This is a genomic window from Cohnella lupini, assembly GCF_003386205.1.
Taxonomy (GTDB): Bacteria; Bacillota; Bacilli; order Paenibacillales; family Paenibacillaceae; genus Cohnella; species Cohnella lupini.
Genome location: NZ_QRDY01000004.1, coordinates 188,684 through 213,020, shown reverse-complemented (window position 1 = coordinate 213,020; position 24,337 = coordinate 188,684). Strand labels below are relative to the sequence as shown.

The window sequence follows — 24,337 nt, the reverse complement described above, 5'->3', positions numbered from 1 at the left end:
GGAGGCGAAGGAATGGGGAAATCCACGGGTTTCATGGAATTTAGAAGGGAGCTGCCTCCGGAGGCCGATCCTGCGGACCGGATTCGGCATTGGCAGGAATTCCAAAGCAAAGCATCCGAAGAACAGCTGAGAGATCAGGGTGCCCGCTGTATGGATTGCGGGATTCCGTTCTGCCATACCGGGCAGATCATTAACGGGATGGCTGCCGGATGTCCGGTCAATAACCTGATCCCGGAATGGAACGATCTCGTGTATCGGGGATTGTGGAGGCAAGCGCTGGATCGGCTGCATCAGACGAATAATTTTCCGGAGTTTACCGGTCGCGTTTGTCCGGCGCCATGCGAAGGCTCTTGCACGGTCGGGCTATACGACCCGCCGGTTACGATCAAGAACATCGAGAAAGCGATCGTCGACAAAGGATTCGCCGAAGGCTGGATCGTTCCCGAGCCTCCGACGGTTCGAACGGGGAAGAGGGTCGCCGTCATCGGCTCGGGGCCATCCGGACTCGCTTGCGCGGCCCAATTGAACAAAGCCGGACACCTCGTAACCGTGTACGAGCGGGCCGATCGCGTTGGCGGGTTGCTCATGTACGGGATTCCGAACATGAAGTTGGATAAGAAAACCGTCGAGCGCAGGGTGGAATTGCTCCGGCGGGAAGGGGTTACGTTCGTTACGGGAACGGAAATCGGCAAAGACATTCCGGCTTCGCGATTGTTAGAGGAGTTCGACGCCATCGTGATGTGCGGCGGCGCGACGAAAGGGCGGGACCTGCCGATCGAAGGGCGCGAATTAAAAGGGATCCATCTGGCCATGGAGTTCCTGCACAAGAATACGAAAAGCCTGCTCGATTCGGAGCATGCCGACGGTCAATATTTATTCGCGGAAGGCAAGGACGTCATCGTGATCGGAGGCGGCGATACCGGTACGGACTGCGTGGGAACTTCCTTGCGGCACGGCTGCGGAAGCGTTACGCAGTTCGAGATTATGGCTAAGCCGCCCGAAACGCGGGCGGCGAGCAATCCGTGGCCGCAATTCCCGCGCGTATACAAGCTGGATTACGGGCAGGAAGAAGCGAAGGCCTTGTACGGGAGCGATCCTCGTCAGTACATGATCTCGACGAAACGATTCGTCGGGGACGAGGAGGGCAACCTGAAGGAGCTGCACACGGTCGGCATGGAGTGGAAGGCGGACGCGAACGGCCGATTCGGTCCGGTAGAGGTACCGGGTACGGAGCAGGTGTGGCCGGCGCAATTGGTACTGCTCGCGATGGGTTTCTTAGGTCCGGAGAGCACCGTGCTCGATCAGCTTGGCGTCGAGAAAGACGAACGGTCCAACGCGAAGGCGGAGTACGGCAAGTACGCGACGAACGTAAAGGGAGTATTCGCGGCGGGCGATATGCGTCGGGGACAAAGCTTGGTCGTATGGGCGATCAACGAAGGCCGCGAAGCCGCACGCGAGTGCGACCGGTACTTGACGGGAGACACCTTGCTTCCTTAAAGTTCGCAACGGTTGCAGGGGGATAGACAATGATGGGAGACTCGCGCCTTTATGGAGCGGGTCTTTTTTGCGCCTCGCATAAATAATGAACGATTTCTCATTTGTTTCTAATAAAGGGGTCTAAAGCCCTATTTAGCCAAGATTATTTCTCTTCGTGGGATAATTTAGGATGTTAACGAACTGTTATATTGGATAAAGGCAACCTAGACCATCCTGAAATTGGAGGAATACACACTATGCAAAAGAAATACTCGTTCGTCCGTAAGATCATGACCGTTACTTTAGGCGCAGCTATCTGCTTAACGACGCTTGGCGTTGGACAAGCTTCTCTTATACCGACGGCCTCTGCCGCAACCAGCTCCGCCGATAAAGTAATCAGCTTGGCTAAGAGCTACAAGGGAAGAGTTACATATGACTTCGGTACCCGCAACCCTTCCCGATTGATCTTCGATTGTTCATCATTCACGGAATTCATTTTCGCCAAAGTAGGCGTGGATTTGAAGTGGGGAACGAAATACCAGAAAAAACAAGGCTCCGCCGTTAGCAAGAGCAACCTTCGCAAAGGCGATCTCGTTTTCTTCGACACGATCGGCACCAATAATAAAGTCATTAACCATGTCGGCATTTATATGGGTAGCGGACAATTCATCCACGATACGCCTTCCGTTAACGGAATCGCGATTACCAGCTTGAGCTCCGGCTTCTACTCGACTCATTACGTATCTGCACGTCGGGTCCTATAATCAAAATTTCGAAAAAAAAGGCAGAGCCGGTTTTTCCTCGGCACTGCCTTTTTACTAATATACATAGAAGGTAACTTACAGGAGTTGCTCCAAAAGAACGTCCAAGTTGTTCCAAGTCTCGGTGATTCCTTGCAGCATGCCCATGTCCAGAACGGTTTTGAGAGCTTCGGCCGATTCGTAGCGAGATTGGCTGATCAGCTTCGTCTTGCCGTCTTCCTCCACGAACGTCATCGTTACGGTCGTTTGCGGCATTCCCTCCGTGATGTTGCCTTCCGGATCGGAGAAGGAGTCCACGTAGACGATTCGTTCGGGCTCGACGATTTCCAGATATTCTCCAAGTCCCCAAGACTCGTAGCCGAAATACTCTTGACTTTCGTCCGTGCACTTCATGCAGAAGTGCCACAAGCCGCCCGGACGGAAATCGATGTTGCATACGGGTAAAGTCCAGCCCTTCGGACCCCACCAGCGTTTCAGATGTTCGGCTTCGGAGAAAGCCTTGAATACGAGTGCGCGAGGGGCGTTGAACGTACGCTCCAGATAAAGCTCCTTGTCATCGACTCTCGAGTAAAGCTGGTTTGCTGCGTTAGGGATGGTCATTCGGATGAAACCTCCTTATTAGTCATTATTGCGCTTGCTTGATGAAAATAATATACCTAAAAAGGAATATTCCTGTCAAGGAATATTTATATAAACGCCGCGAAAACCATACGAAACCAAAAAACCGTCCCATTCGCAATGCATATCGCATGGAATGGGACAGTCTCTATTCAAGTTTCCCCGGGTCCGCAACTCTAACCGGCTAAACTCGCATTAGATCGGATCGTAGTATTCGGAGTTCAAGGAGTTATTTTTGCGGAAGGTGTTATAGACCGAACCTTTGCGCTCCGAATCGGAATCGACTAGGACGAGAATGCGTCCGTCGTTGATATAGCTGTCGTATTGCTTTGCTTCGATCTCCGGGATGCCGAGTCCGATAAGCGCTCCGACGAGTCCTCCGGCACCGGCTCCGACGGCCGCTCCGGTTAGGGCCGCCACGATCGGGCCAGCCGCCAACACGGGGCCGATGCCCGGAATGGCCAACAAGCCGATTCCCGCCAACAATCCGGTCACGCCGCCGAGTACTCCGCCCGTGGCCGCGCCGGAAACGGCGCCTTCGGATGCTTTCGTCCCCGTCTCGCTGGTGACGGCGGCGAGCTCTTCTTTATTTTTGCTCAGCACGGAAATCTCGCTCGAGTCATATCCCTGCTCTTTCAAGCTCTCGATCGCGTTAACGGCTTCGACCTCCGAATAGAATACGCCTACGATTTTCTGTTCCCTAGCCATAATGATTACCTCCTAAGTTAAATTGTTGTTCCTTGTTACTCCTATTTACCCGCTGATGGGCAATTTTAAGCAATTAATCCGAAGACAGTTATTAACTTGAACGAAAGGGGGGTTCTCTAGATCATTCAGTTCGTTATAATAGAGTGACGTATAGGCCGGAGCAGTTAGGCAACGATGAGGTAGTCGAGAGATGACTAGATGGACGAAAAAGACGCTGTGGATCAGTGGAGCGTTATTGGTTCTGTTAACGGCGTTAATTGTTGCGGCTATCGCATTCTCGGGCGGCGGAGATCCCAGGGAGAAGGATTTGGAGCTGGAAATGCCGCGCGAATATTTATATGGAACCGAGACGGCAACCAACGGAATGGAGCTGCATTATTTGCGAACCCGTCCGTCCAACGTACAACCGGTAACCGTGAACACCAACGTAACGATAGCGCCTTACTACGGCGTTAATGGCGGATTTTTCTACGAGAAGTCTTTGCTTAGCATCGCGTTGGCAAACGGGATACCCGCTAACGAAGTGGAGGGACAGTACGGCTCCGGCGCGTTTAACGCGAAGTTTCCCCGAGGAACCCTCGTTTGGGACGGGAGCTTGGATCAATTGAGCGTACAGGTAGCGCGGCAGGCTAGCGAGCTGATCGTGACGGATCGTTCGAAATCTTGGGCGCAGGGCGGCATAAGCATGAGTCTGGATAGGGACGATCTGTGGCTGGAACGGATAGAGTCCGAGCATGCCCCGTTGCCGATCGACTTGTGCCTGCGTTCGGCCGCCGCGTACGACATCGAAGGAAACTTGTTTTTGATCGTCAGCACGACGAGAGGCACCCTTGCCGATTTCCGCGCAGCCATTATCGAGCGCATCGGCGAGGGGCGGTTGGTTAACGGAATTTTCCTCGACGGGGACGGATCGTCCCAGCTTCGCAGCAGGGAAGTAAAGCTGAGCGGCGACGGGAGACCGGTCGTTCAGATGCTTCGTTTAATTAAATAGAAAAAACCTCATGAAGGGCAGACATCTTATGATTAATACTATTTATGGCAAGGCTGCATTGTTCGCAAGATCCTATCACCCGATTGTTCACTCATTATTATTAGGTACGATACTGGCTCGGCTCGCATCGTCAATGAGCTTGCCTTTCCTCGCGATCTATCTGTTAAAGCATACGGATGTTAGCACGGTTATGATCGGATTGATCATCGGGGCCGGCTCCTTGGCCGGTACGGCAGGAGGATTCATCGGCGGAGCGTTGTCCGATCTATTCGGCAGAAGGAAAATTCTTCTCGGTGCCTTGTTCGGTTGGGGCATCGTCTTTCTCGGCTTTGCCTTGGCGGACAACGCGCTTATTTTCTTCTTGTTAAGCCTATTGAACGGGTTATGCCGCTCCTTCTACGAGCCGGTTTCCCAAGCTCTGATGGCCGACTTGACCGAGAAGGAAAAGAGATTCAAAGTGTTCTCCCTGAGATACTTGGCGATCAATATCGGCGTGGCCGTCGGACCTCTGCTGGGAGCCTTGTTCGCGGCGATGGACAGTACGCTGCCTTTTTTCATCACGGGATTCATTTACTTCGTGTATGCCGTTTCCCTGTACTTGCTATTAAACAAATTCGGGATTAAGAAAATAGAGGGAGAGAAGAAGGCGAATCAAACCTTCTTATCCGTCTGGAACGTAGTAAGAGGCGATTTGGTGCTTCGTTATTATTTGTTGGGCGGTATCGTGACCGCGATCGGATACTCTCAAATGACGGTAACCTTATCCCAATACGTAGGCGGCAAATTTGCTGAAGGAGTCGGGTTGTTCGCCGTCATGATGAGCGTGAACGCGATTACGGTCGTCTCCTTGCAAGTCCCTTTCACGAAGTGGGCGGACAAATATTCTGCGTTAACGGTATTATCCGTCGGGGTCGCTTTCTTCGCGTTAGGGAATGTGGGCTTCGGATTATCCGGCAACTGGCTCATGTTTATCCTATCCATGATCGTGTTTACATTCGGGGAGATGCTCACTTACCCGGCCGGAAACCTGCTTACGGACGCAATCGCTCCGGAGGGCATGAGGGGAGCCTATTACGGAGCCCAATCCTTCAGCAACCTCGGCCATTTCCTTGGTCCGTGGGTAGGAGGAATTCTGCTTAGCCACTATAACGGCAGAGTGCTGTTCTTGGTCATGGCCGTCGTGGCCGTGTGCGCAATCGTGTTCTATAAAGCGGGCGAAACCGCCCGGTTGTCGTCTTCGAAGGCGGGTTGAACTGTGAACATAGTTTGACGGCAGAATGATGGTGGCATGGCTTCAGCCGTACAAAGTATTTTCGATTTAGCAACTCGTCGTTGATCGGCAAAGGAAGCGAGAATATGGACGACCGGCATGGTCGATCAATCTTATCCAGCCCAAGTTGCAGCCATAAAGGTCGTCGTGGAATTTCTCGATGATTGAATGGTTTTCAAAGCACCGAATTAACGAAGAAAGCTAGCTAACTCCGCCCATCAGTGCCCCCATGCACCGAATTAACGAAGAAAGCTAGCTAACTCCGCCCATCTGTGCCACCACGCACCGAGTTAACGAAGAAAGCTAGCTAACTTCGCCCACAAGCGACATCACACGCTGAATCCCCTATCCCGCCGAGACATACGGGGTAACGATTCGCTTGATCCGCTCCAGTCCATCCCACATGTCTCCCGGTCCGTCATAGATGAGAACGTAAGCACCGTCGAAACCGACGGATTTGACGGCATCTAGACATTTCAAGAACTCGACTTCGTCCGGATAACCGGATTCGTCGTAAGCGGCTTTCGCGTGGACCGATACGCTTAACGGAGCGATCATGGCCAGCTCCTCGTACTTGGCCGGTCCGCGGAAATTACCGAAATCGGTAATCATTGGAATCGATTCGCCCGCGATATCCAGCAGCTTCAAGCAGCTTTCTCCCGTCGAGGTCAAATCTTTGAAATTCTCGGTAATGACCCGCACTCCCTTGGAATCGGCGTATCGAGCCAGATCCGAGAGGGCGGCCGCGGATTGCTTGATCGCGGATTCGTCAGAAGGGGACGCTTCCCCGGCGACGACGCGAATTTGTTTGGCTCCGCTGAGGGATGCGACGTCGATCCATTCCCGAATCAGCTTCGCATCCGCGACTTTACGAGACTCGTCCGTCGCAGTCAGGTCGCCGTAATCCAGAAGCAGGGTGTCGAAAGATACTCCCGCATCCGAGAACGCCCCTCTCAACTGTCCCAAATAGGCAGCTTCCGTCGATGGAAAGTGGAAGTGGCACACCTCGATCGCCTGGTAACCTCGTTTAGCCGCTTCGGCAGGCAAGTCGAGCAGGGCGTGAGTTAGCGGTTGGTCTTGAACCACCGTGCGATGCTCGCCTTGCCCTTCCTCGGCATTCCAAACCGTCCAGCGCAACGGACCGAGTAACCGATGCAAGCTCCAAGTGCTCACGGATAAATAGGACATCGTTATTCCTCCTGCATCTTATAATGATTCATGTCGACTTTCGGATATTCCAGCTTAAGTTTGCTTAACGCGGAAACGATAATCTTAAGGACGAGATAGTCGCGGAACCAGCGATTGTTGGCCGGCACGACGTGCCAAGGATTCGTCTTCGTCGCGGTCGCTTTGAATGCGTCGGCGTAGGCTTTCATGTATTCGTCCCAGTAGCGTCGTTCTTCGAGATCGCTGGGATCGAATTTCCATAGCTTCTCCGGATTCTCCATGCGTTCGTTGATTTTATTCAGTTGGAATTCCGGCGAGATATGAAGGAAAATCTTAATCAAAGCGGTTCCGTTGTCCGCGAGCATTCTCTCGAATTGCTGGATATACTTAAGGCGCGAGTTCGCCGTTTTCTTATCGATAAGGCTATGGACGCGCGTGATCAGAACCTCTTCGTAATACGATCGATTAAAAGAACTAATATAACCCCTCGCCGGAGCAACTTTATGGGCGCGCCACAGGAAATCGTGCGCCGCTTCGTCGCTTGTCGGCTGCTTGAAGCTTTCCGCCCGGAATCCTTGAGGGTTAAGGCCGGCGAGCACCTTTTTGACGACGCCGTCTTTTCCGCTGCAATCCATTCCTTGAAACAGGATCAGAACGCCGTTCGTCTTGGATGCGAATAACCGTTCCTGAATGTCCTGAAGCTGCTCCTTTAACGCCTCGAAGCTTTCCGCGACTTCTTCCTTGCTTGCGAAGCCGGCCGTATCGTCCGGATCGTAATCTTTAAGGGACACCTTACGCTTCTCGTCCAAGCGATACTTTTCCAGCATGCGTATCCTCTCCGTCCGTTAGGATGTTTTCCTTAATCTCTCTTCCATTCTAATCTTTATACCCATATTTTTCTAATCCCTATTGTGCCAACAATGTCGTGTTATTTGTCTTATTCGATGTTATCGTACAATTAGGCGACACGAGTTACCGATAAAGGACGGGTATTCAGATGAAAGATGGCCGCGAGCGCCTTTACTTATATGTTATAGCCTCTAATGAAGAGGAAAAATCGCTGCGAATGCTTGAGATGCGTTCGTTGCTCGGACAAGCGGGTAATTCCAACTTGGTGCAAAGCGCCGTCAGAATTGATCCGAGCCGAAGTCCGTTTATTAAACAGAGACTAGAGATTCTGTTCGAAGGCGGCGGGTTAGACGAACTGGCGGAGCACGCGGCAAGTATCGAGTTGGAGGGGGCAACCTTCAAGGTACTGGCTATCGATAATGATAACCCGGTCGGAGGATTAAAGCTCGATTATGATCGGAAAAGAGAGCTGGAGAGGGCGATCGGTTTACGCATTAGAGGAAAAGCGGAGATGCGCGCGCCTGATCGGGTATTCGGCTTCGCGCGCGTAGGCGGCACTTGGAAATTCGGCGAGCTTGTCGCCGGAGAAGCCTTGTGGCTGAAGCACAACGAGAAGCCGAGGAAATATTCCACGGCTCTAAGCACGCGGGTTGCCAGGGCGATCGTAAACGTTGCCGCGCCTCGTACCGAAGATACTAGGGTTATCGATCCTTGCTGCGGAATCGGAACCGTATTGGTGGAGGCGATGTCGATGGGAATCGATATCGAAGGCCGGGAGATCAATCCTTTGGCCGCCGTCGGGGCGCGGGAGAACCTGGCTTACTTCGGTTACGGCTCGGCGAAAGTCGCTTTGGGCGATATGAGGGAAATCTCGGAGAAATATGACGTAGCGATTATCGATATGCCTTATAATTTGTGTTCCGTTTTGCCATACGAAGAGAAGCTGCACATGCTTCGAAGCGCCCGCGGCTTCGCGGATAGGATGGTTTTGGTTACGATCGAATCCTTAGACTCTCTCTTAGAAGAAGCCGGATTTACGATCGTCGACCGCTGTACCGTGAATAAAGGGAAGTTCAGTCGGCAAGTTCTCGTATGCGAGTAGAAAAATAGTGAAACGCCATGACGGAATTGTTGAAATATCGGCCGCTTTCGTACACAATGGTTGAAGAACAATACATGAAGAGGAGAGAACTCGACGATGAAATATATAAGCACGAGAGGAAACGTGGCTCCGATCGGCTTTATCGATATGTTCTTGATGGGGCTAGGCGAAGATGGCGGCTTGATCGTACCCGAGTCGATCCCGACCGTTTCCGGGAAGCAGCTTGATCAATGGGCGAAGCTTTCGTACCAAGAACTCATGTTCGAAATCTTCTCCCTTTACACGAACGACGAGATTCCGGCGGATGATTTGAAGCGTCTTATACAAGAGAGCTATGCCGGATTCACGAGTCCTGACGTACTCCCATTAACAACCTTAAACGATTCGCTGCACGTTTTGGAGCTTTTCCACGGACCGACCTTTGCTTTCAAAGACGTGGCATTGTCCTTCATGGGTAATCTATACGCGTATGTGGCGAAGAAGCAGAATCAAGTCATTAATATCCTCGGCGCGACATCCGGAGACACGGGAGCATCCGCGATCAGCAGCGTTCGGGGCAAAGAAGGCATACAAATCTGCATTCTCCATCCGAACGGCAAAGTCAGCCGCGTGCAAGAGCTGCAAATGACGACCGTTCAGGACGACAACGTGCTTAATCTCGCGGTTAACGGCAATTTCGACGATTGCCAGCAAGTAATCAAAGAATTGTTCGCGGATATTCCGTTTAAGTCGAAGTATCACTTGCGCGCGATTAATTCCATTAACTTCGTGCGCATATTGGCCCAATCCGTGTACTATTTCTATGCTTACTTGAAGCTGTCGGAAAAAGCGCGAGAGAACGGCGTAAACTTTAGTATCCCAACCGGTAACTTCGGCAATATTTTCTCCGGGTACTTGGCCAAGAAAATGGGCGTGCCGATCAAGCAACTCGTATTGGCGACGAACGAGAACAATATCCTTGAGCGGTTTATCCGCGAAGGAGTATACAAACCCGAAGGCTTCCGAAGCACCCACAGCCCGTCGATGGATATTCAAATCGCGAGCAACTTCGAGCGTTACTTGTACTACTTCGTAGGCGAAGACGCAGTCGCGGTAACGGCTCGGATGGAGAAGTTCAAGCAGGAAGGCCAACTTACGTTCACCGAAGCGGAAGTCGCCCGCATCCAGCAGGATATAACGGCTTACAGCGTCGGCAACGAAGAATGCTTGAACACGATCCGGACGTATCAAGAGCGTTACGGATATTTGCTCGATCCGCATTCCGCTTGCGGGATCGCGGCTTACGAAGGCGCGGGACGCAAGGATGACGGAGCGTTCGTTTCCTTGGCGACGGCGCATCCGGCCAAGTTCGACGAGGCAATCCGCTTGATCGGCATCGAGCAGCAATTCCCCGAGAGAATTCAGGAGCTATTCGACAAGCCGCAGCAGCAAGTCATCGTCGATAACGTCAAAGCGGACATCGTTGCCCGTTTGGAAGGTTTTTACCGGGTTTACCAATAGAAAACGTCCCTAATGACCAATGAAGACTACTACATGAGAAAACATACATGGCAGGAGGAATTACTTTGTTAATCGGCGCGGTTGAAGCGGGCGGAACGAAGTTCGTATGCGGAATAGGGAACGAGAAGGGCGAAGTGCTCGATCGGATCAGTTTTCCGACGGAGCAGCCGGAGAAAACGCTGGCGCAGGTTGTCGCTTATTTCCGGGACAAGCAAGTAGAAGCGATCGGAATCGGATCGTTCGGTCCGATCGATATTGACCGAGCTAGCTCTCAATATGGTTACGTGACAACGACTCCCAAGCCGGGTTGGGCTAACTATCCCGTGTTGCCCGAGCTCAAAAAGGCGTTCAATGTTCCCTTCGGTTGGGACACGGACGTAAACGCGGCGGCTTTGGGAGAAGCGACGTGGGGTGCGGCTGCGGACTTGGAGAGCTGCCTTTATTATACGTTCGGTACGGGCGTAGGCGTTGGCGTTTTCGCCGAAGGCCAAATGGTGCACGGACTTGTCCATCCCGAAGGCGGACACGTCCTTACGCGGCGTCATCCGGACGATACTTACGGCGGCAAATGTCCTTACCACGGAGATTGCTTGGAAGGAATGGCAGCGGGGCCGGGGATCGAGGAACGCTGGGGCGTCAAAGCGAGCGAGCTCCCAGTGGATCATCCGGCTTGGGAGATGGAAGCCTTCTACATCGGGCAAGCTTTGGCTACGTCGATTCTGCTCCTCTCGCCGAAGAAAATCATTCTTGGCGGCGGCGTTATGCATCAACTGCAGCTATTTCCGCTTATCCGCAAGCAGGTTCAGGATAACTTGAAGGGCTACGTCGTCTCTGCTGCGTTAGAAGCTGGCATCGACGATTACATCGTTCCGCCGGGCCTCGGAGATAACGCCGGACTAACGGGCTCTATCGCGCTCGGACTTCGGGCTTACGAAGAAGCGAATTCATAAGAATCAATGAGAGAGACCTTCGGTTGAAGGTCTCTTTTTTATTTTCGGCGCTCAAAATGGACTCTTGGCGAGAGTTAGGATTAGTTAGGTTAAACCGTTACTACCTAAGCCTCGACTGGTCAATACTTCACCTTCACTTAGAGAAAAAGGCGTGCTCGTTGGTAAATATACCTTAAAGTAGCTCCGCGGAGGGAAAGAAGCGCGCGAAGCGGCACTAGTTGCCAAAGTAGAATGGTAATCATCGCTATTCAAGCGAATGAGCCATTTTGGAATCAAGTAAGGATGAAAAACATCACTATAGATCGCATTTTTGAAAGGAGTAGAACAAATTTAGAACAGTAGCAATGAAAAGCATCCTTATCCAGCTTACAACTTGAATTTGAATCACAAATACATTGAAATTAATCGCTAATGGAGGGCATGGACCTCACCAGAGATGACTTATGATAGACACATAAGTAGTAACAAACGAATCTGTGACATATCGGCTCGATTCGACTGTTGAGATCGGAGATAGTTCGATTTTGTTACTAACTCGGCTCTATTCGGAGATAGAGGGTGGAGATAGTCCAGTTTGGTTACTAACTCGGTTCGATTGAGCGGAATAGCGGGGAGATGCACGAAATATTCGAGTAACGGGAGCGATTTCTATTGACGTAGTGGGCGGAGATAGTCGATTTCGTTACTATCTCGGCCTCGATTCGACTGTTGAGACCGAGGTATGTAATGAATCATGGTGAGTAGTTAGGGTGGTAAGGGCGATCGGCCTGTTCGAATCACTCGAAATGTTTATAAGCATAAAATGGGAATGTTATTGACAACATCGCGTATTTATAACAATATAATATATGAGCACTTATTCATATGTAAGGAGCGAGGGATAGAAGATGGCGGAAAAAGATAACGATGGCGAGCAAACGGACATCCACCTTAAAACCGAGCATTCCTGCAGCGGAGAACACGATCACAGCGATACTGCAAGCGATCTTTCCGCTAGCGTCCACGATCACGCCGATAACCACGTCCATTCCCACCATGGCCATTCCCATCACGGCCACTCTCACCTTGGCCACCATCATGGCCATAGTCACGACGGCAACCGCGAAGGGAATAAACGGGGACTGAAAATCGCGCTGCTAATCACGGCAGGTATAATGATCCTCGAATTCGCCGGCGGACTCTTCACGAACAGCCTTGCCTTGCTCTCCGATTCGGGGCATATGCTGAGCGACGCCAGCTCGTTGGCGCTAAGCCTGGTTGCAATGTGGTTTGCCGCGAAGCCGGCTTCGCCAAGCAGAACCTACGGCTTCTATCGCTTCGAAATATTGGCTGCTTTATTCAATGGCGTGACTCTCTTCGTCATAGCCGGATTCATCATCTGGGAAGCCTTCCAGCGATTCGGCTCCCCGCCGGAAGTGTCCAGCCTGACGATGATCCTTATCGCCTCCGTCGGGCTAATCGCCAATCTTCTAAGCGCTCTCGCCCTATTAAAGCAAGGCGACGTCAAGAACAATCTAAATCTGAGAAGCGCATATCTCCACGTGCTCGGCGATGCGCTAGGTTCCGTAGGCGCGGTTGTCGCCGGTCTGGTCATGCTGGCGTTCGGCTGGTACGTCGCGGATCCGATCATAAGCATCCTCGTATCGATCCTTATTCTGAGAAGCGCATGGGGAGTTATCAAGAATACCGTCCATATTCTCATGGAAGGAACGCCGGCAAACGTTAACCAGCAAGAGGTGAAAGCGACGCTGAGGGAAATCGCCGGAGTCAAAGGCGTTCACGATCTGCACATCTGGACGATTACCTCGGGCATGGATTCCCTTAGCTGTCATTTGTTGGTTGACGATGATGCGGACGGCCAAGAGATTTTGCAGCAAGCGATCCGGATGCTCGAGGAACGGTTCAAGATTGGGCATACGACGATACAGGTCGAGACCTCGGCCATTCAACATTCGGAATGTAAGCTATAACTTCCGTAGAATTACACCTACTATTTGCCAAATGTTTCTCCTATAATACGTATCATTACCGCTTATGGGGGAAACATATGTTCTTCTTGAAGGCCGTTCAGACGAACATCAAGCTCTTTTTCCAATATCGCAAAAGCTTCCTGATCTCCATCGCCATCCATCCGTTTATCCTGCTCGTTAACATTTTCCTGTACCGAAGCATTTTCGCTCATAACGGCTCCGACCAGATTAAAGGTTACACGTTGACGGAGATGATTTGGTATACGGCCGGTATTACCTTCGTCTGGATTTTCATCTGGAATTTCGCGGAAAGAAGAATATCGGACTATATCATAACGGGCGACCTCAGCATCCATCTTCTTAAGCCCATTAATATTTTCTGGTTTGAATTATCTTCCGCCGCGGCTTTGCGGATAACCGGGATAGCGCTTGAATTTATTCCGGACCTTATCATATACAGCCTCATTTATCCGCCTGACTTCCTAACCGTTCTTTCCTTGCTCAAGTTCGTATCGGTATGCCTCCTCTCTTTTTTCCTCTTCTTTCTCATCAATTATTTGATCGGAATGACGGCGTTCGTGTTCAAAAGCAATTCCGGTCTGAACGAGTTCGTGTACATCTGCATGAACCTCCTCGGGGGAGGCCTCATTCCTCTTGATTTCTATCCGGCGTGGTTGCAAAGAATTTGCGACTTCCTGCCGTTCAAGTATATTTTTTACTATCCGATTCAGATTTTCCTCAATAAAGACAGCGTCAGCTCTATCCAAGAATGGGGCTATATCGTGTTAGGTCAGCTTGGCTGGATAGCAGGAGGTTATACGCTATGTTACGTGTTATGGAAGCTGGCGATCCGCAAGTTCTGCGCGGCCGGGGGGTGAGAGGGCATGACGGCTGAGAACGTTACGGGACTGCTGAAGTTGTACATATGGAACGTAAGGCTGGGAATATCCCGATCGATGGCTTACAGGTTCGATTTCGTGATCGGCCTGATCACCTCGGTTCTATTCTCCGGGACGGCTCCGTTCCTGCAATACATCTTCTTCACGCAAACGAAGGGCTACCCCGGATGGAACCTGGAACAGATTCTCTTATTTCAAGGTTTACTATTGCTGTGGCTCGGCTTGCGTCAGATGTTATTCGGCAACGTGCTCGACGTCGCTTACGGATTGGTCCGCAAGGGAGACTTCGACCGCCTGCTCGTTAAGCCTTATCCGCCGCTTGGCGTATTATTATGCAGCGGTTTTAATCTAAAGGGAATCGGAGCGACGTTGTCCGGTTGCGCTCTTACCGCTTATGCCCTCTACGGACTCGAGCTCGTTCCTAGCGTCGGTCAGGTCGCGTTATTTCTATTTTCCCTCTTGTGCAGCATCTTCTTCTATATGGGAGTCACGACTTTGCTCTGCACGATCGTCATCATGCTCGTTCAGATCGGAAGAGTAGAAGAGCTTGTGGAGCGGGTATTGGGCTTCGGAGATTATCCGATCAACATTTATCCGAGGATGCTGAAGCAGTTATTCCTTACCGTATTCCCCTTCGCGATTTGGGCTTACGTTCCCTCCCAGGCACTCTTGGACCGGATGGACTCCGGTATCGTGACTGCGGCCATCGGCTGCTTTGCCGTTTTCGGTTTCAGCGTATGGATCTGGAATCGCAGTTTGAATAAATATACGAGCGCGGGTGGTTGAGATGAGCGAATACATAATCGACGTTGCCGGGTTGAAGAAGGCATTTAAAGTATCCAAGCGTGACGAAGGCTTCGGAGCCGCCGTGAAGTCGCTTTGGAACCGAAAATACGAGATGGTATACGGCGTGGACGGTATCGACCTGCAAGTCCGCAAGGGAGAGATACGAGGTTTGATCGGTCCCAACGGCGCGGGCAAATCGACGACGATCAAGATCCTGTCGGGCATTCTGCATCCGGAAGAAGGCCGAGTAAACGTAATGGGTTTCGTTCCATGGCTGGAAAGGCAGAAGTACGTGAAGCATCTCGGCGTCGTGTTCGGACAGAAGTCCCAGCTCTGGTGGGACCTGCCTCCGATCGATACGTATTCTCTCAACCGCGAGATGTATAAGGTGCCGACGAAGCGCTACAAGGAGCTCGTCGACTACTTCAAGGAGTTATTGCAGATCGAGGACGTCGTGTATAAACCGGTCAGACAGCTATCGCTCGGCGAAAGAATGAAATGCGAGTTCGTCTGCGCGATGCTTCACGAGCCGTCTCTCGTATTTCTCGACGAACCGACGATCGGGCTGGATATTATCTCGAAGGAAAGCATCCGCAAATTCATTAAGCAGGTTAATCGGGATCTGCGAACGACGTTCATACTGACGACGCACGATTTGTCCGACCTGGAGAACCTATGCGAGAACGTCACCATCATCAACAAAGGGCGAGTCGTCTATAATGACGCCATGAGCCAACTGAACAAATATTTTTCGCAGAAGAAGCTTATCGATATTCAATTTCACGAGCCGATGGGCAAACACTTGTTGAAGGAATACACCTTGCTTCACTCGGATGAATTAACGGCGACGATAGAGTTGGATTTAACCGAACAAGATCTGAGGCAATTCGTATACGATCTATTGGGGAGACTTCCGGTCCAGGACATCAACATCCGGAATATTCCGATCGAGGACGTAATTAAAAGCATTTATTCGGCATGATTTAACAGGGTATTTACCCTATTCGCGAACGGTTGTAACAAAATGAACGTTTTCTAACCTTTTTCTAAGAAAGGCTCGAAAGCGCCATAGGTACGGGGAATGTTCTCTCCTTGGTAAATTCTTGTCGAATTTGGTTGTGTTATATTAATTTCCGACAACACGGTTCGTTAGCAACCAGGCGCTTCGGGAGGAAATATAACATGTCTAAAAGAATTACGATGAAGATAGTATTAGCTTGCAGCTTGCTCATGACGGGCTTGCTTGGCACGGTGATCGGATCGTCCTCTAAGGCGAGCGCGGCAACGCCGGAATCGTTGGATTTGCTTTCATACGGGAAAGATTATATCGGCACGCCATATAGTTACGGAGCAGCGGAGGGAGCTACAACCGCGTTCGATTGCTCGTCGTTCGTACAGTATGTATTCGATAAGTTCGGAGTGGAGCTGCCTCGGACTTCGATCTCTCAAGCGTACACCGGACAGAAGGTAGACAAAGGATTTTTAAGCGTCGGAGATCTCATGTTCTTTAGCACCTTAGGCGGCGGCATTAGCCACGTCGGCATTTACGCCGGAGACGGTATGATGCTTCACGCAAGCAGCAGCAAGGGAGTTACGGTGACGAGCATGGAAACGAACTACTGGAGAGACGCATACGTGTCGGCTAGACGCGTTCTATAATTCGAATAATCTACGGCTATTCATATAGCATCATTGCGAGATCCTTACGGGGATCTCGTTTTTTTACGATTCGTTAGATTTCTTAAGAGATTATCGTTCTGCTTACATGTATAGAAACGAAACGGGTTCTTATAATGTTGCAACTAAAAAGAATAGAAGTCAGGCAATTTCTGTTAACGGATATCGAAACATGCCCGCAATTAGTTTATAATTTACTTGTCGCGCCGATTTGAAACCTTTTTGTCGTTTGGACGTAAAATAGGTTAGTCGACGGATACGAGAGTTTTCATCCGTTAAGTGAAATGAGAGCTTTATAGACTTGAAGGGAGACTCTATTATTATGACGATTTCTCTAGTAAAAGGTCAGAAAATCGATTTAACGAAGGGGAATGCCGGACTAAGCAAGATCGTCGTCGGTCTCGGATGGAATCCGGTAGAGAAGAAAAGCTTCTTCGGTTCCAAGAAAGTAGACATCGATTGCGATGCATCCGCTCTTCTGCTCGACGAGAACGGCAAGCTGCAGGGCAAGAATCTCGTTTGCTTTCACAACCTGAAGAGTCCTGACGGCTCGGTCGTACATTCCGGCGATAACCGCACGGGAGAAGGCGACGGCGACGACGAACAAATTCACGTAGATCTTGGCCGCATTCCGGCGAACGTTCACAAAATTTTGATGGTCGTCAATATTTACGATTGCGTCAACCGCAAACAAGATTTCGGAATGATATCCTCCGCTTATATTCGCGTGCTTAACCAGGATAACCAACAAGAACTAATCCGTTTTAACTTAACGGACAACTATTCGGGCAAAACGGCGCTTGTCGTAGGCGAAATCTATCGTCACGGCTCGGAATGGAAGTTCAATGCGATCGGCGAAGGCTTAAATGCGCCGCACGTTGATATATTGGCTCGCAATTACCAATAATAAATAACCGCAATCCCTAATAAAATAAAATAACGAAAAGAGGCTACTTAAATGTCAATCAGCTTATCTAAAGGTCAGAAAATCGATCTTACGAAATCGAATCCGGGACTTACGAAGGTGCTTGTCGGTTTAGGATGGGATACGAACAAGTACGACGGAGGTAAAGCTTTCGACTTGGATTCTTCGATCTTCTGTCTGAACGCATCGGGCAAGGCGCCTACGGAGAAGGATTTCGTATTCTACAACAATCCTCAGAACGTGAGCGGTTCCGTTGTTCACACGGGAGACAATACGACGGGCGAAGGCGACGGAGACGACGAGCAAGTTAAGGTGAACCTGTCTACGGTTCCTCCCGAAATCGAGAAAATCGCATTCTGCATCACGATCCATGAAGCTGTGGAAAGAGCGCAAAACTTCGGTCAAGTCACGAACGCTTTCGTTCGGATCGTTAACGAAGATACCGGAGCGGAGTTAATCCGTTACGATCTTGGCGAAGATTTCTCAGTCGAAACGGCAGTCGTCGTCGGGGAATTGTATCGCCATAGCGGCGAATGGAAATTCAACGCGGTCGGCGCCGGCTACAAAGAAGGATTGGCCGGCTTGTGCAAAGATTACGGCTTGATGTAAGCCGACGTTATCGTTGATTACCCGGGACCGCTTTTCATTGGGATGGCGGTCCTTTTTTTTAATTAAAGGAGGCTCTCTCTATGGCTGTCAATTTATCCAAAGGCCAGAAAGTGGATTTAACGAAGTCTAATCCGGGACTTGTCAAAGTTAAGGTTGGCTTAGGATGGGACACGAATAAATACGACGGAGGAAGCGCGTTCGACCTCGACGCCTCGGCTTTCTGCTTGAATGCCTCAGGCAAGGTCAATAGCGAGCGCGACTTTATTTTCTATAACAACAAATCGATCCCCAACGGAGCGATTCAGCTGTCGGGAGACAATCAGACGGGCGAGGGCACGGGAGACGACGAGACGCTAACGATCGATCTGACCCAGGTTCCCGCTGAAATCCAGAAGGTTGCTTTCTGTATCACCATCCATGACGCCGCCGGCCGTAACCAGAACTTCGGTCAAGTGGCTAACGCTTTCGCCCGTATCGTCAAGGACGGAACGAACGAAGAGCTCATCCGGTACGATCTCGGAGAAGATTTCTCCGTCGAGACCGCCGTCGTAGTAGCGGAATTGTACCGCCATAACGCGGAATGGAAATTCAGCGCGGTCGGCGGCGGATATCGCGACGGGTTGTCGGGTTTGTGCCGCGATTTCGGAGTACAAGTATAGTTAGGAGGCGTTCCTATGACGATTAGCTTGTCTAAAGGACAAAGAATCGATCTGACTAAAACCAATCCCGGATTAAAGCAAGCGATTATCGGACTTGGATGGGACACGAATAAATATACGGGGAGCCAGGCGTTCGATTTAGATGCGTCGGCTTTCCTGCTTAACGAGAATGGCAAAGCGAGCGGAATCGAAGACTTCGTCTTCTACAATAATCTCTCCGTGCATTCCGGCGCGGTCGTCCATTCCGGCGATAACCGCGACGGTATGGGGGACGGCGACGACGAGAGGATCAAGATCGATTTCTCCAAAATCCCGCCATCCATTCATAGAATCGGAATAACGGTAACGATTCACGAAGCGCAGTCGCGGAACCAGAATTTCGGACAGGTGTCGAACGCGTTCGTCCGCGTCGTGGACGAGCTGTCGGGCAACGTTATTCTCCGCTTCGACTTGGGAGAGGATTTCTCGGTGGAGACCGCGGTAGTCGTATGCGAGCTTTATCGTCACGGCGCGGATTGGAAGTTCCAGGCCGTGGGATCCGGTTACGCTAACGGATTATCCGCGTTGGCGCACCAATATGGCTTAGACGCCAAGTAAAACCAAACGGAGGATTCGACCCGATGTCTTTGTCCATCATTAAAGGCCAGAAAACGGATTTAACCAAGAGCAACCCTTCCTTATCCCGAATTATCGTCGGCATGGGCTGGAACTCAACCTCGGGAGTCGACTTGGACTTGTCGGTTTTCGTGCTTCAAGCGAACGGGAAAGTAAAGACGGACCAGGATTTGATCTATTATTCGAATCCCTCCGGCGCCAACGGATCGATAAGCATCGCGGGAAAAGGCGCAACCAAGCCTTACGGCAGCCATACGGACAAGGAGCAAGTCGAGATCCGCTTGGGAGACGTGCCGAAGGACATCGAACGGATTCCCTTTACGTTAACGATCTATGAGGGGGAGAAGCGCAGGCAAAATTTTTCTCTCGTCGACGATGCCTATATTCGGGTCGTGGACGAGACTTCGGGCAATGAATTGCTTCGATACGAACTCGGAAAAAACTTTCCCGTCGAGACGGCGATCGTCGTTGGGGAATTATATAGATATCACGCCGATTGGAAGTTTAACGCGATAGGATCCGGCTATTCGGGCGGATTATTCTCCTTGTGCAGAAGCTTCGGCGTCGATGTCGAAGAAGATTCCGCTCCCGCGCAGTCGACTCCGCCCGCGCAAGCATCTCCGCCGCAGGCAACGCCTGCCAAGGAGGCCGAGAAGGCTCCGTTGCCTTCTCCTTCCGCGGGACAAGCCCCGTCAGCACCTCCATCTTCGATACGCTTGGACAAGATCGAGCTACGCAAGAAGGGCGAGGTCATCAACCTTCAGAAAAACTCAGGTTCGCTGGGCGAGATCCTGGTCAACCTGAACTGGAATCGCAAGAAAAGCGGCGGGGGGCTGTTCAAGGCGGCTTCCAGCGTCGATCTGGATCTTGGATGCCTTTACGAGCTTAAAGACGGGACTAAGGGCGGCGTACAAGCTCTCGGCAACGCATTCGGAGATTTGAACCGTCCGCCTTTCATGGCATTGGACGGGGACGACCGAACCGGAGCGCTTGCCGGCGGAGAGAATCTCAGAATTAACGGAGCTAGAGTTGCGGATATCGAGAGAATCGTCATTTTCGCCTTCATATACGAAGGCGTAGCGAATTGGTCCCAAGCGGACGGCGTTGTGACGATCAAGCAATCCGGCGGTCCCGACATCGAGGTTCGCATGGACGAGTATAACAACAGCAAAGGCTTGTGCGCCATCGCGATGATCAAGAACGTGAACGACCAAACTTTCAGCATCGAAAGACTGGTTCAATTTTTCGGCGACCAGCAGGAACTGGATGTCGCCTATCATTGGGGCTTGCGGTGGGCCAAGGGGAGAAAATGATAGAGTTTCAACAATAAGCAAGATTCGGCAGGAGGATTATTGTCATCATGATAGAATTTTTCAACAACTTCGCGGACAGCTTCGCTAGTTTCTTCGATTGGGATCATATCGGACAAATTTTGTCGGAACCCGCAACCTGGGGCATTATCGGAACGTTAGTTATTTTAGAGGGCTTGCTCTCCGCCGACAATGCGTTGGTGCTAGCCGTCATGGTTCGGCATCTTCCGAAAGAACAGCAGAAAAAGGCATTGTTCTACGGGTTAATAGGCGCATATATATTCCGCTTCGTAGCGATCGGCGTCGGTACGTTCCTGGTTAAGATTACCTGGATTAAAGTAGCCGGAGGACTTTACCTTCTCTGGATCGCGCTCAGCAATTTGTTCCACCTGCAGTTCGCGTTCGCGCGGGTAGGAGGAATACCGCTCGTTCCTTACATTCGTCGCAAGCCGTCGGAGGACGACGCGGACGGAGAAGTCAAAACCCAAGGCCTTAGCTTCTGGCGTACGGTCCTCGCGGTCGAGATCATGGATATCGCGTTCAGTATCGATAGCGTGCTCGCTGCGTTCGGCGTAAGCGAAGAAGTATGGGTATTGTTCTTGGGCGGTATTCTGGGAGTGTTGATGATGCGAGGAGTTGCACAAGTATTCCTTAAGCTCATCGAGAAGTTCCCGGAGCTCGAGAAAGCGGCGTTCATTCTCATTATCGTCATTGCGGCGAAGATGATCGCAGGCGCGTTCGGTTTCCACGTTTCACATCTTATTTTTTTCTCGCTCCTCATTGCGATTTTCCTAGGCACGATGCTCATCAGCTCCATGCGTAAAAAGAAAGAACAGAATTCCACATCCCATTCCGCATAATTAACATTATTTACATCTTTGTGCTTGCCGGAATATCCCTCATGATTAGATGAGGGATATTTTTAACTAAGGAGGATGGTGTCAGTGCGATACTTTGATTATCTGACCCCGGATCAGGAAAGTGATATCTTTCATTACCTCCCGTCGGAGTTCAGCAACCGCGACGATAAAGAGTTACTGTCTTACGCGGTAGGAGCCGCGTTATACATGCCCGCGATTAGAAAAACGATAGCCGAGGACATTCTCAGCAAGAAGATCAGGGGTCTCGTTTCCATTGTAATCGACCTTGAAGATGCCGTCGGAGATAACCAGCTTCAGATGGCCGAGGAGACCCTTCGGGAGACGATGGACAAGCTGCAATCCTTTTTGGATAACGGCTTGCTGCTGCATAAGTCTCTCCCCTTGATCTTCATCCGGGTCAGGTCCGCCGAACAGTTCAGGAAGCTGCTCGCGATCCTGTTCGATCGACTCCCGTTGATTACGGGTTTCGCTTTCCCTAAATTTACGGCATCGTCGGGAGAAGAGTACTTTCGGATCTTAGAGGACTACAATTTAAGCAAGGATTCCGATGCTCCTATTCTCTACGGAATGCCGATCCTGGAAACGTCGGACGTCATCTATCGCGAAAGCAGGCCAACGGCGTTGATGGATATTCAGGCTTTGTTGACGAGATATAGGAAATACGTGCTGAACGTCCGCATCGGAGCGACCGATTTTTCCAGTATATTCGGCTTGCGACGGAATCCGGACATGACCATTTACGATATCGGAGTCATCCGGGATTGCGTCACGGACATTATTAATATTTTCGGCAGGGAAGGCAATAGCTTCGTCATCTCCGGTCCGGTATGGGAGTATTTCAAGAGCGACAGGGTCCTAAAGCCTCAGCTGCGGGAAACTCCGTTCGAGGAAATGATGGGTCAAGACGGGTTAAGACTGCGGATGTCCTATATCGACAGATATGTGGATGGTCTGATTCGGGAAGTCGCGTACGACAAGGAGAACGGCATCATCGGCAAGACGATCATCCATCCTACCCACCTCCAGCCGGTTCAGTCGATGTACGTCGTCACCCACGAGGAATACATCGACGCTGTGAGCATCATCTCGAATAGCCAAGGCGATCGCGGCGTGATGAAAAGCCAATACGAGAACAAAATGAACGAAATCAAACCGCATCTGAATTGGTCCAATCGGATCATGAGCAGATCCAAAATATTCGGGGTGTTACATGAAAAACACAACTTCACCTGCCTCCTCGCCGATACTCAGCGAGCGGGAGCGCTTGTATAACATCCTGGACGAATTGCAAGTCGAGGTGAAAGTATCCTCGAATCCGTATCGACTAGAGCTCGACGATCTCTTCCGGATGGCGGCCAGAATCAACAAGAAACGCGGGTTTCTGTTCGTCAGCAAGCTACTCGGCAAACATCTTCCGGTCCATCCCTCGCTGTCTCTAGTATCGGGGGCTATGCTAGGTTGTCTTTACGAATCTTGCATCCTCGGGCGCACTCCCGAGGTATCCGTCGAACAATTGCGGGAGGTCTTCCTGGATAAGGGGCAGGCCGACGGCATTTACCGGCGCATGATGGAATCGAAGATCGTCGTGGAGGAACCGACCTTGTTCATCGGTTTCGCCGAAACCGCGACAGCGCTCGGTCATAGCATGTTCGACGCTTTCGGTGGTAACGTAACGTTCCTGCATACGACCCGCGAGAATATCGGAGATATTCGCTCTCTTATCAACTTCGAAGAAGAGCATTCCCACGCGGTTTCCCACCGTTGTTATGCCGAAGATTCCGATTTGTTCAGCCGCGCTTCCAGAATCGTGCTCGTCGACGACGAGATCACGACGGGCAACACTTCGTTGAATATTATCAAAGAGCTGTTCGAAACGTTCGGACATCGGGATTTCGTCGTAGCAAGCTTGCTGGATTGGCGCTCGAGCGCGGATCGGCAGCGGTTCGCCGAGCTGGAGCGCGAGCATGGCATAACCATTCGCTGCTTGTCGCTCGTAGAAGGATCGATTACCGTTAAGGGAAGTCCGGTGGAAGAGCAACGTCGATTGCCGGTTGAGCCTTCTAAGGAGCCGATAACGATGAAGAAGCACCGTATCGGCATGTTCTTCGAGCATCGAAGCACGGCGGCCGACAAGGGTGACTATAGGGATTCGATCGCGCCTTACTTGCTGCATTCGGGAAGGTTCGGGATGAACGCGGAGCAGGGGGAAGCGCTTGACCTGGAAGTCGGCCGAGCGGCCGACTATATGATCGCGCTTAGAACGGGCAAGCGGATCCTTTGCATGGGCACCGGGGAATTCATGTATATTCCCATGAGAATAGCGAATCTCATGGGCGATGAGGTCTATTATCAATCCACGACCAGAAGTCCGATTCATCCGATGCAAAGAGAGGGTTATGCCATTACCTCCGCATATCGGTTCGATTCCGTCGATGATGCTTCTACAGCTAACTATATGTACAACCTGTCGTCCGGGCAATATGATGAAGCCTTTGTTTTCGTGGAGAGGGAATACGACGAGACAAGAGGCGAATCCTTCGAACGGGCGCTTTCCCTTATCGGCATCCCTATCGTTCATATCGTATTTTGCGGTTAGCATAAGGTTCGGAGGAAA

At 51.1% G+C, this 24,337-nt stretch carries 24 protein-coding genes; 20 read left to right on the top strand and 4 right to left on the bottom strand.

What is annotated here, in order from left to right:
- The first annotated feature begins 12 nt into the window (after positions 1-12).
- Together DFP95_RS09965 and DFP95_RS09960 are read left to right on the top strand one after the other, a co-directional pair.
- A complete protein-coding gene (locus tag DFP95_RS09965) occupies positions 13-1,497 on the top strand; it encodes a glutamate synthase subunit beta (RefSeq protein ID WP_115992467.1) in 1,485 nt (494 codons plus the stop codon).
- Positions 1,498-1,733: 236 nt separating this feature from the next.
- The gene (locus DFP95_RS09960) at positions 1,734-2,240 is read left to right on the top strand and encodes a C40 family peptidase (RefSeq protein WP_115992466.1); all 507 of its coding nucleotides are present in this window, start codon (positions 1,734-1,736) and stop codon (positions 2,238-2,240) included.
- Positions 2,241-2,315: 75 nt separating this feature from the next.
- Here the strand turns inward: DFP95_RS09960 and DFP95_RS09955 are convergent, their stop codons facing one another.
- A complete protein-coding gene (locus DFP95_RS09955) occupies positions 2,316-2,837 on the bottom strand; it encodes an SRPBCC domain-containing protein (protein WP_115992465.1) in 522 nt (173 codons plus the stop codon).
- A gap of 213 nt (positions 2,838-3,050) precedes the next feature.
- Positions 3,051-3,563: a general stress protein gene (locus DFP95_RS09950; protein WP_115992464.1), complete on the bottom strand. Its 513-nt coding sequence runs from the start codon at positions 3,561-3,563 to the stop codon at positions 3,051-3,053.
- 190 nt (positions 3,564-3,753) lie between these two features.
- Here DFP95_RS09950 and DFP95_RS09945 point away from each other — a divergent pair, with 190 nt between their 5' ends.
- Together DFP95_RS09945 and DFP95_RS09940 are read left to right on the top strand one after the other, a co-directional pair.
- Complete coding sequence (locus DFP95_RS09945) at positions 3,754-4,554, top strand: hypothetical protein (protein ID WP_115992463.1); 801 nt, start codon at positions 3,754-3,756, stop codon at positions 4,552-4,554.
- A gap of 28 nt (positions 4,555-4,582) precedes the next feature.
- Entirely contained in the window at positions 4,583-5,806 is a 1,224-nt protein-coding gene (locus DFP95_RS09940) for an MDR family MFS transporter (RefSeq protein ID WP_115992462.1), read from the top strand.
- A gap of 363 nt (positions 5,807-6,169) precedes the next feature.
- Here the strand turns inward: DFP95_RS09940 and DFP95_RS09935 are convergent, their stop codons facing one another.
- The gene (locus tag DFP95_RS09935) at positions 6,170-7,012 is read right to left on the bottom strand and encodes a sugar phosphate isomerase/epimerase family protein (protein ID WP_115992461.1); all 843 of its coding nucleotides are present in this window, start codon (positions 7,010-7,012) and stop codon (positions 6,170-6,172) included.
- A 2-nt stretch (positions 7,013-7,014) separates the two neighbouring features.
- Positions 7,015-7,818, bottom strand: coding sequence for a PPK2 family polyphosphate kinase (locus DFP95_RS09930; protein ID WP_115992460.1), 804 nt, complete (start codon positions 7,816-7,818; stop codon positions 7,015-7,017).
- A gap of 170 nt (positions 7,819-7,988) precedes the next feature.
- Here DFP95_RS09930 and DFP95_RS09925 point away from each other — a divergent pair, with 170 nt between their 5' ends.
- From DFP95_RS09925 to DFP95_RS09850, 16 genes are all read left to right on the top strand, one after another.
- Positions 7,989-8,942: a TRM11 family SAM-dependent methyltransferase gene (locus tag DFP95_RS09925; protein ID WP_115992459.1), complete on the top strand. Its 954-nt coding sequence runs from the start codon at positions 7,989-7,991 to the stop codon at positions 8,940-8,942.
- A 96-nt stretch (positions 8,943-9,038) separates the two neighbouring features.
- Entirely contained in the window at positions 9,039-10,442 is a 1,404-nt protein-coding gene (thrC, locus tag DFP95_RS09920) for a threonine synthase (RefSeq protein WP_115992458.1), read from the top strand.
- A gap of 47 nt (positions 10,443-10,489) precedes the next feature.
- Positions 10,490-11,392 (top strand): ROK family protein, encoded by a 903-nt coding sequence (locus DFP95_RS09915; protein ID WP_181907339.1) that lies wholly within the window; start codon positions 10,490-10,492, stop codon positions 11,390-11,392.
- An 887-nt stretch (positions 11,393-12,279) separates the two neighbouring features.
- Entirely contained in the window at positions 12,280-13,362 is a 1,083-nt protein-coding gene (locus DFP95_RS09910; protein ID WP_115992456.1) for a cation diffusion facilitator family transporter, read from the top strand.
- 77 nt (positions 13,363-13,439) lie between these two features.
- Complete coding sequence (locus tag DFP95_RS09905) at positions 13,440-14,240, top strand: ABC transporter permease (protein ID WP_115992455.1); 801 nt, start codon at positions 13,440-13,442, stop codon at positions 14,238-14,240.
- A gap of 6 nt (positions 14,241-14,246) precedes the next feature.
- Positions 14,247-15,047 carry an ABC transporter permease gene (locus DFP95_RS09900; RefSeq protein WP_115992454.1) on the top strand — a complete coding sequence of 267 codons (801 nt, stop codon included), beginning with the start codon at positions 14,247-14,249 and terminating at the stop codon, positions 15,045-15,047.
- Position 15,048: 1 nt separating this feature from the next.
- On the top strand, positions 15,049-16,029 hold the full coding sequence (locus DFP95_RS09895; protein ID WP_115992453.1) for an ABC transporter ATP-binding protein: 981 nt from the start codon (positions 15,049-15,051) through the stop codon (positions 16,027-16,029).
- Between the two features lie 200 nt (positions 16,030-16,229).
- The gene (locus DFP95_RS09890) at positions 16,230-16,706 is read left to right on the top strand and encodes a C40 family peptidase (RefSeq protein WP_115992452.1); all 477 of its coding nucleotides are present in this window, start codon (positions 16,230-16,232) and stop codon (positions 16,704-16,706) included.
- A gap of 337 nt (positions 16,707-17,043) precedes the next feature.
- Positions 17,044-17,631, top strand: coding sequence for a TerD family protein (locus DFP95_RS09885; protein WP_115992609.1), 588 nt, complete (start codon positions 17,044-17,046; stop codon positions 17,629-17,631).
- A gap of 51 nt (positions 17,632-17,682) precedes the next feature.
- On the top strand, positions 17,683-18,258 hold the full coding sequence (locus DFP95_RS09880; RefSeq protein ID WP_115992451.1) for a TerD family protein: 576 nt from the start codon (positions 17,683-17,685) through the stop codon (positions 18,256-18,258).
- Positions 18,259-18,338: 80 nt separating this feature from the next.
- Positions 18,339-18,917: a TerD family protein gene (locus tag DFP95_RS09875; RefSeq protein ID WP_115992450.1), complete on the top strand. Its 579-nt coding sequence runs from the start codon at positions 18,339-18,341 to the stop codon at positions 18,915-18,917.
- Positions 18,918-18,932: 15 nt separating this feature from the next.
- Entirely contained in the window at positions 18,933-19,514 is a 582-nt protein-coding gene (locus tag DFP95_RS09870) for a TerD family protein (RefSeq protein WP_115992449.1), read from the top strand.
- Between the two features lie 23 nt (positions 19,515-19,537).
- Positions 19,538-20,845, top strand: coding sequence for a TerD family protein (locus DFP95_RS09865; protein ID WP_115992448.1), 1,308 nt, complete (start codon positions 19,538-19,540; stop codon positions 20,843-20,845).
- A 44-nt stretch (positions 20,846-20,889) separates the two neighbouring features.
- On the top strand, positions 20,890-21,702 hold the full coding sequence (locus DFP95_RS09860) for a TerC family protein (protein ID WP_181907350.1): 813 nt from the start codon (positions 20,890-20,892) through the stop codon (positions 21,700-21,702).
- A gap of 84 nt (positions 21,703-21,786) precedes the next feature.
- A complete protein-coding gene (locus DFP95_RS09855; protein WP_115992446.1) occupies positions 21,787-22,995 on the top strand; it encodes an HpcH/HpaI aldolase/citrate lyase family protein in 1,209 nt (402 codons plus the stop codon).
- On the top strand, positions 22,934-24,319 hold the full coding sequence (locus tag DFP95_RS09850; RefSeq protein WP_115992445.1) for a phosphoribosyltransferase family protein: 1,386 nt from the start codon (positions 22,934-22,936) through the stop codon (positions 24,317-24,319). The genes DFP95_RS09855 and DFP95_RS09850 overlap by 62 nt, the downstream gene beginning before the upstream one ends.
- Positions 24,320-24,337: the final 18 nt, after the last annotated feature.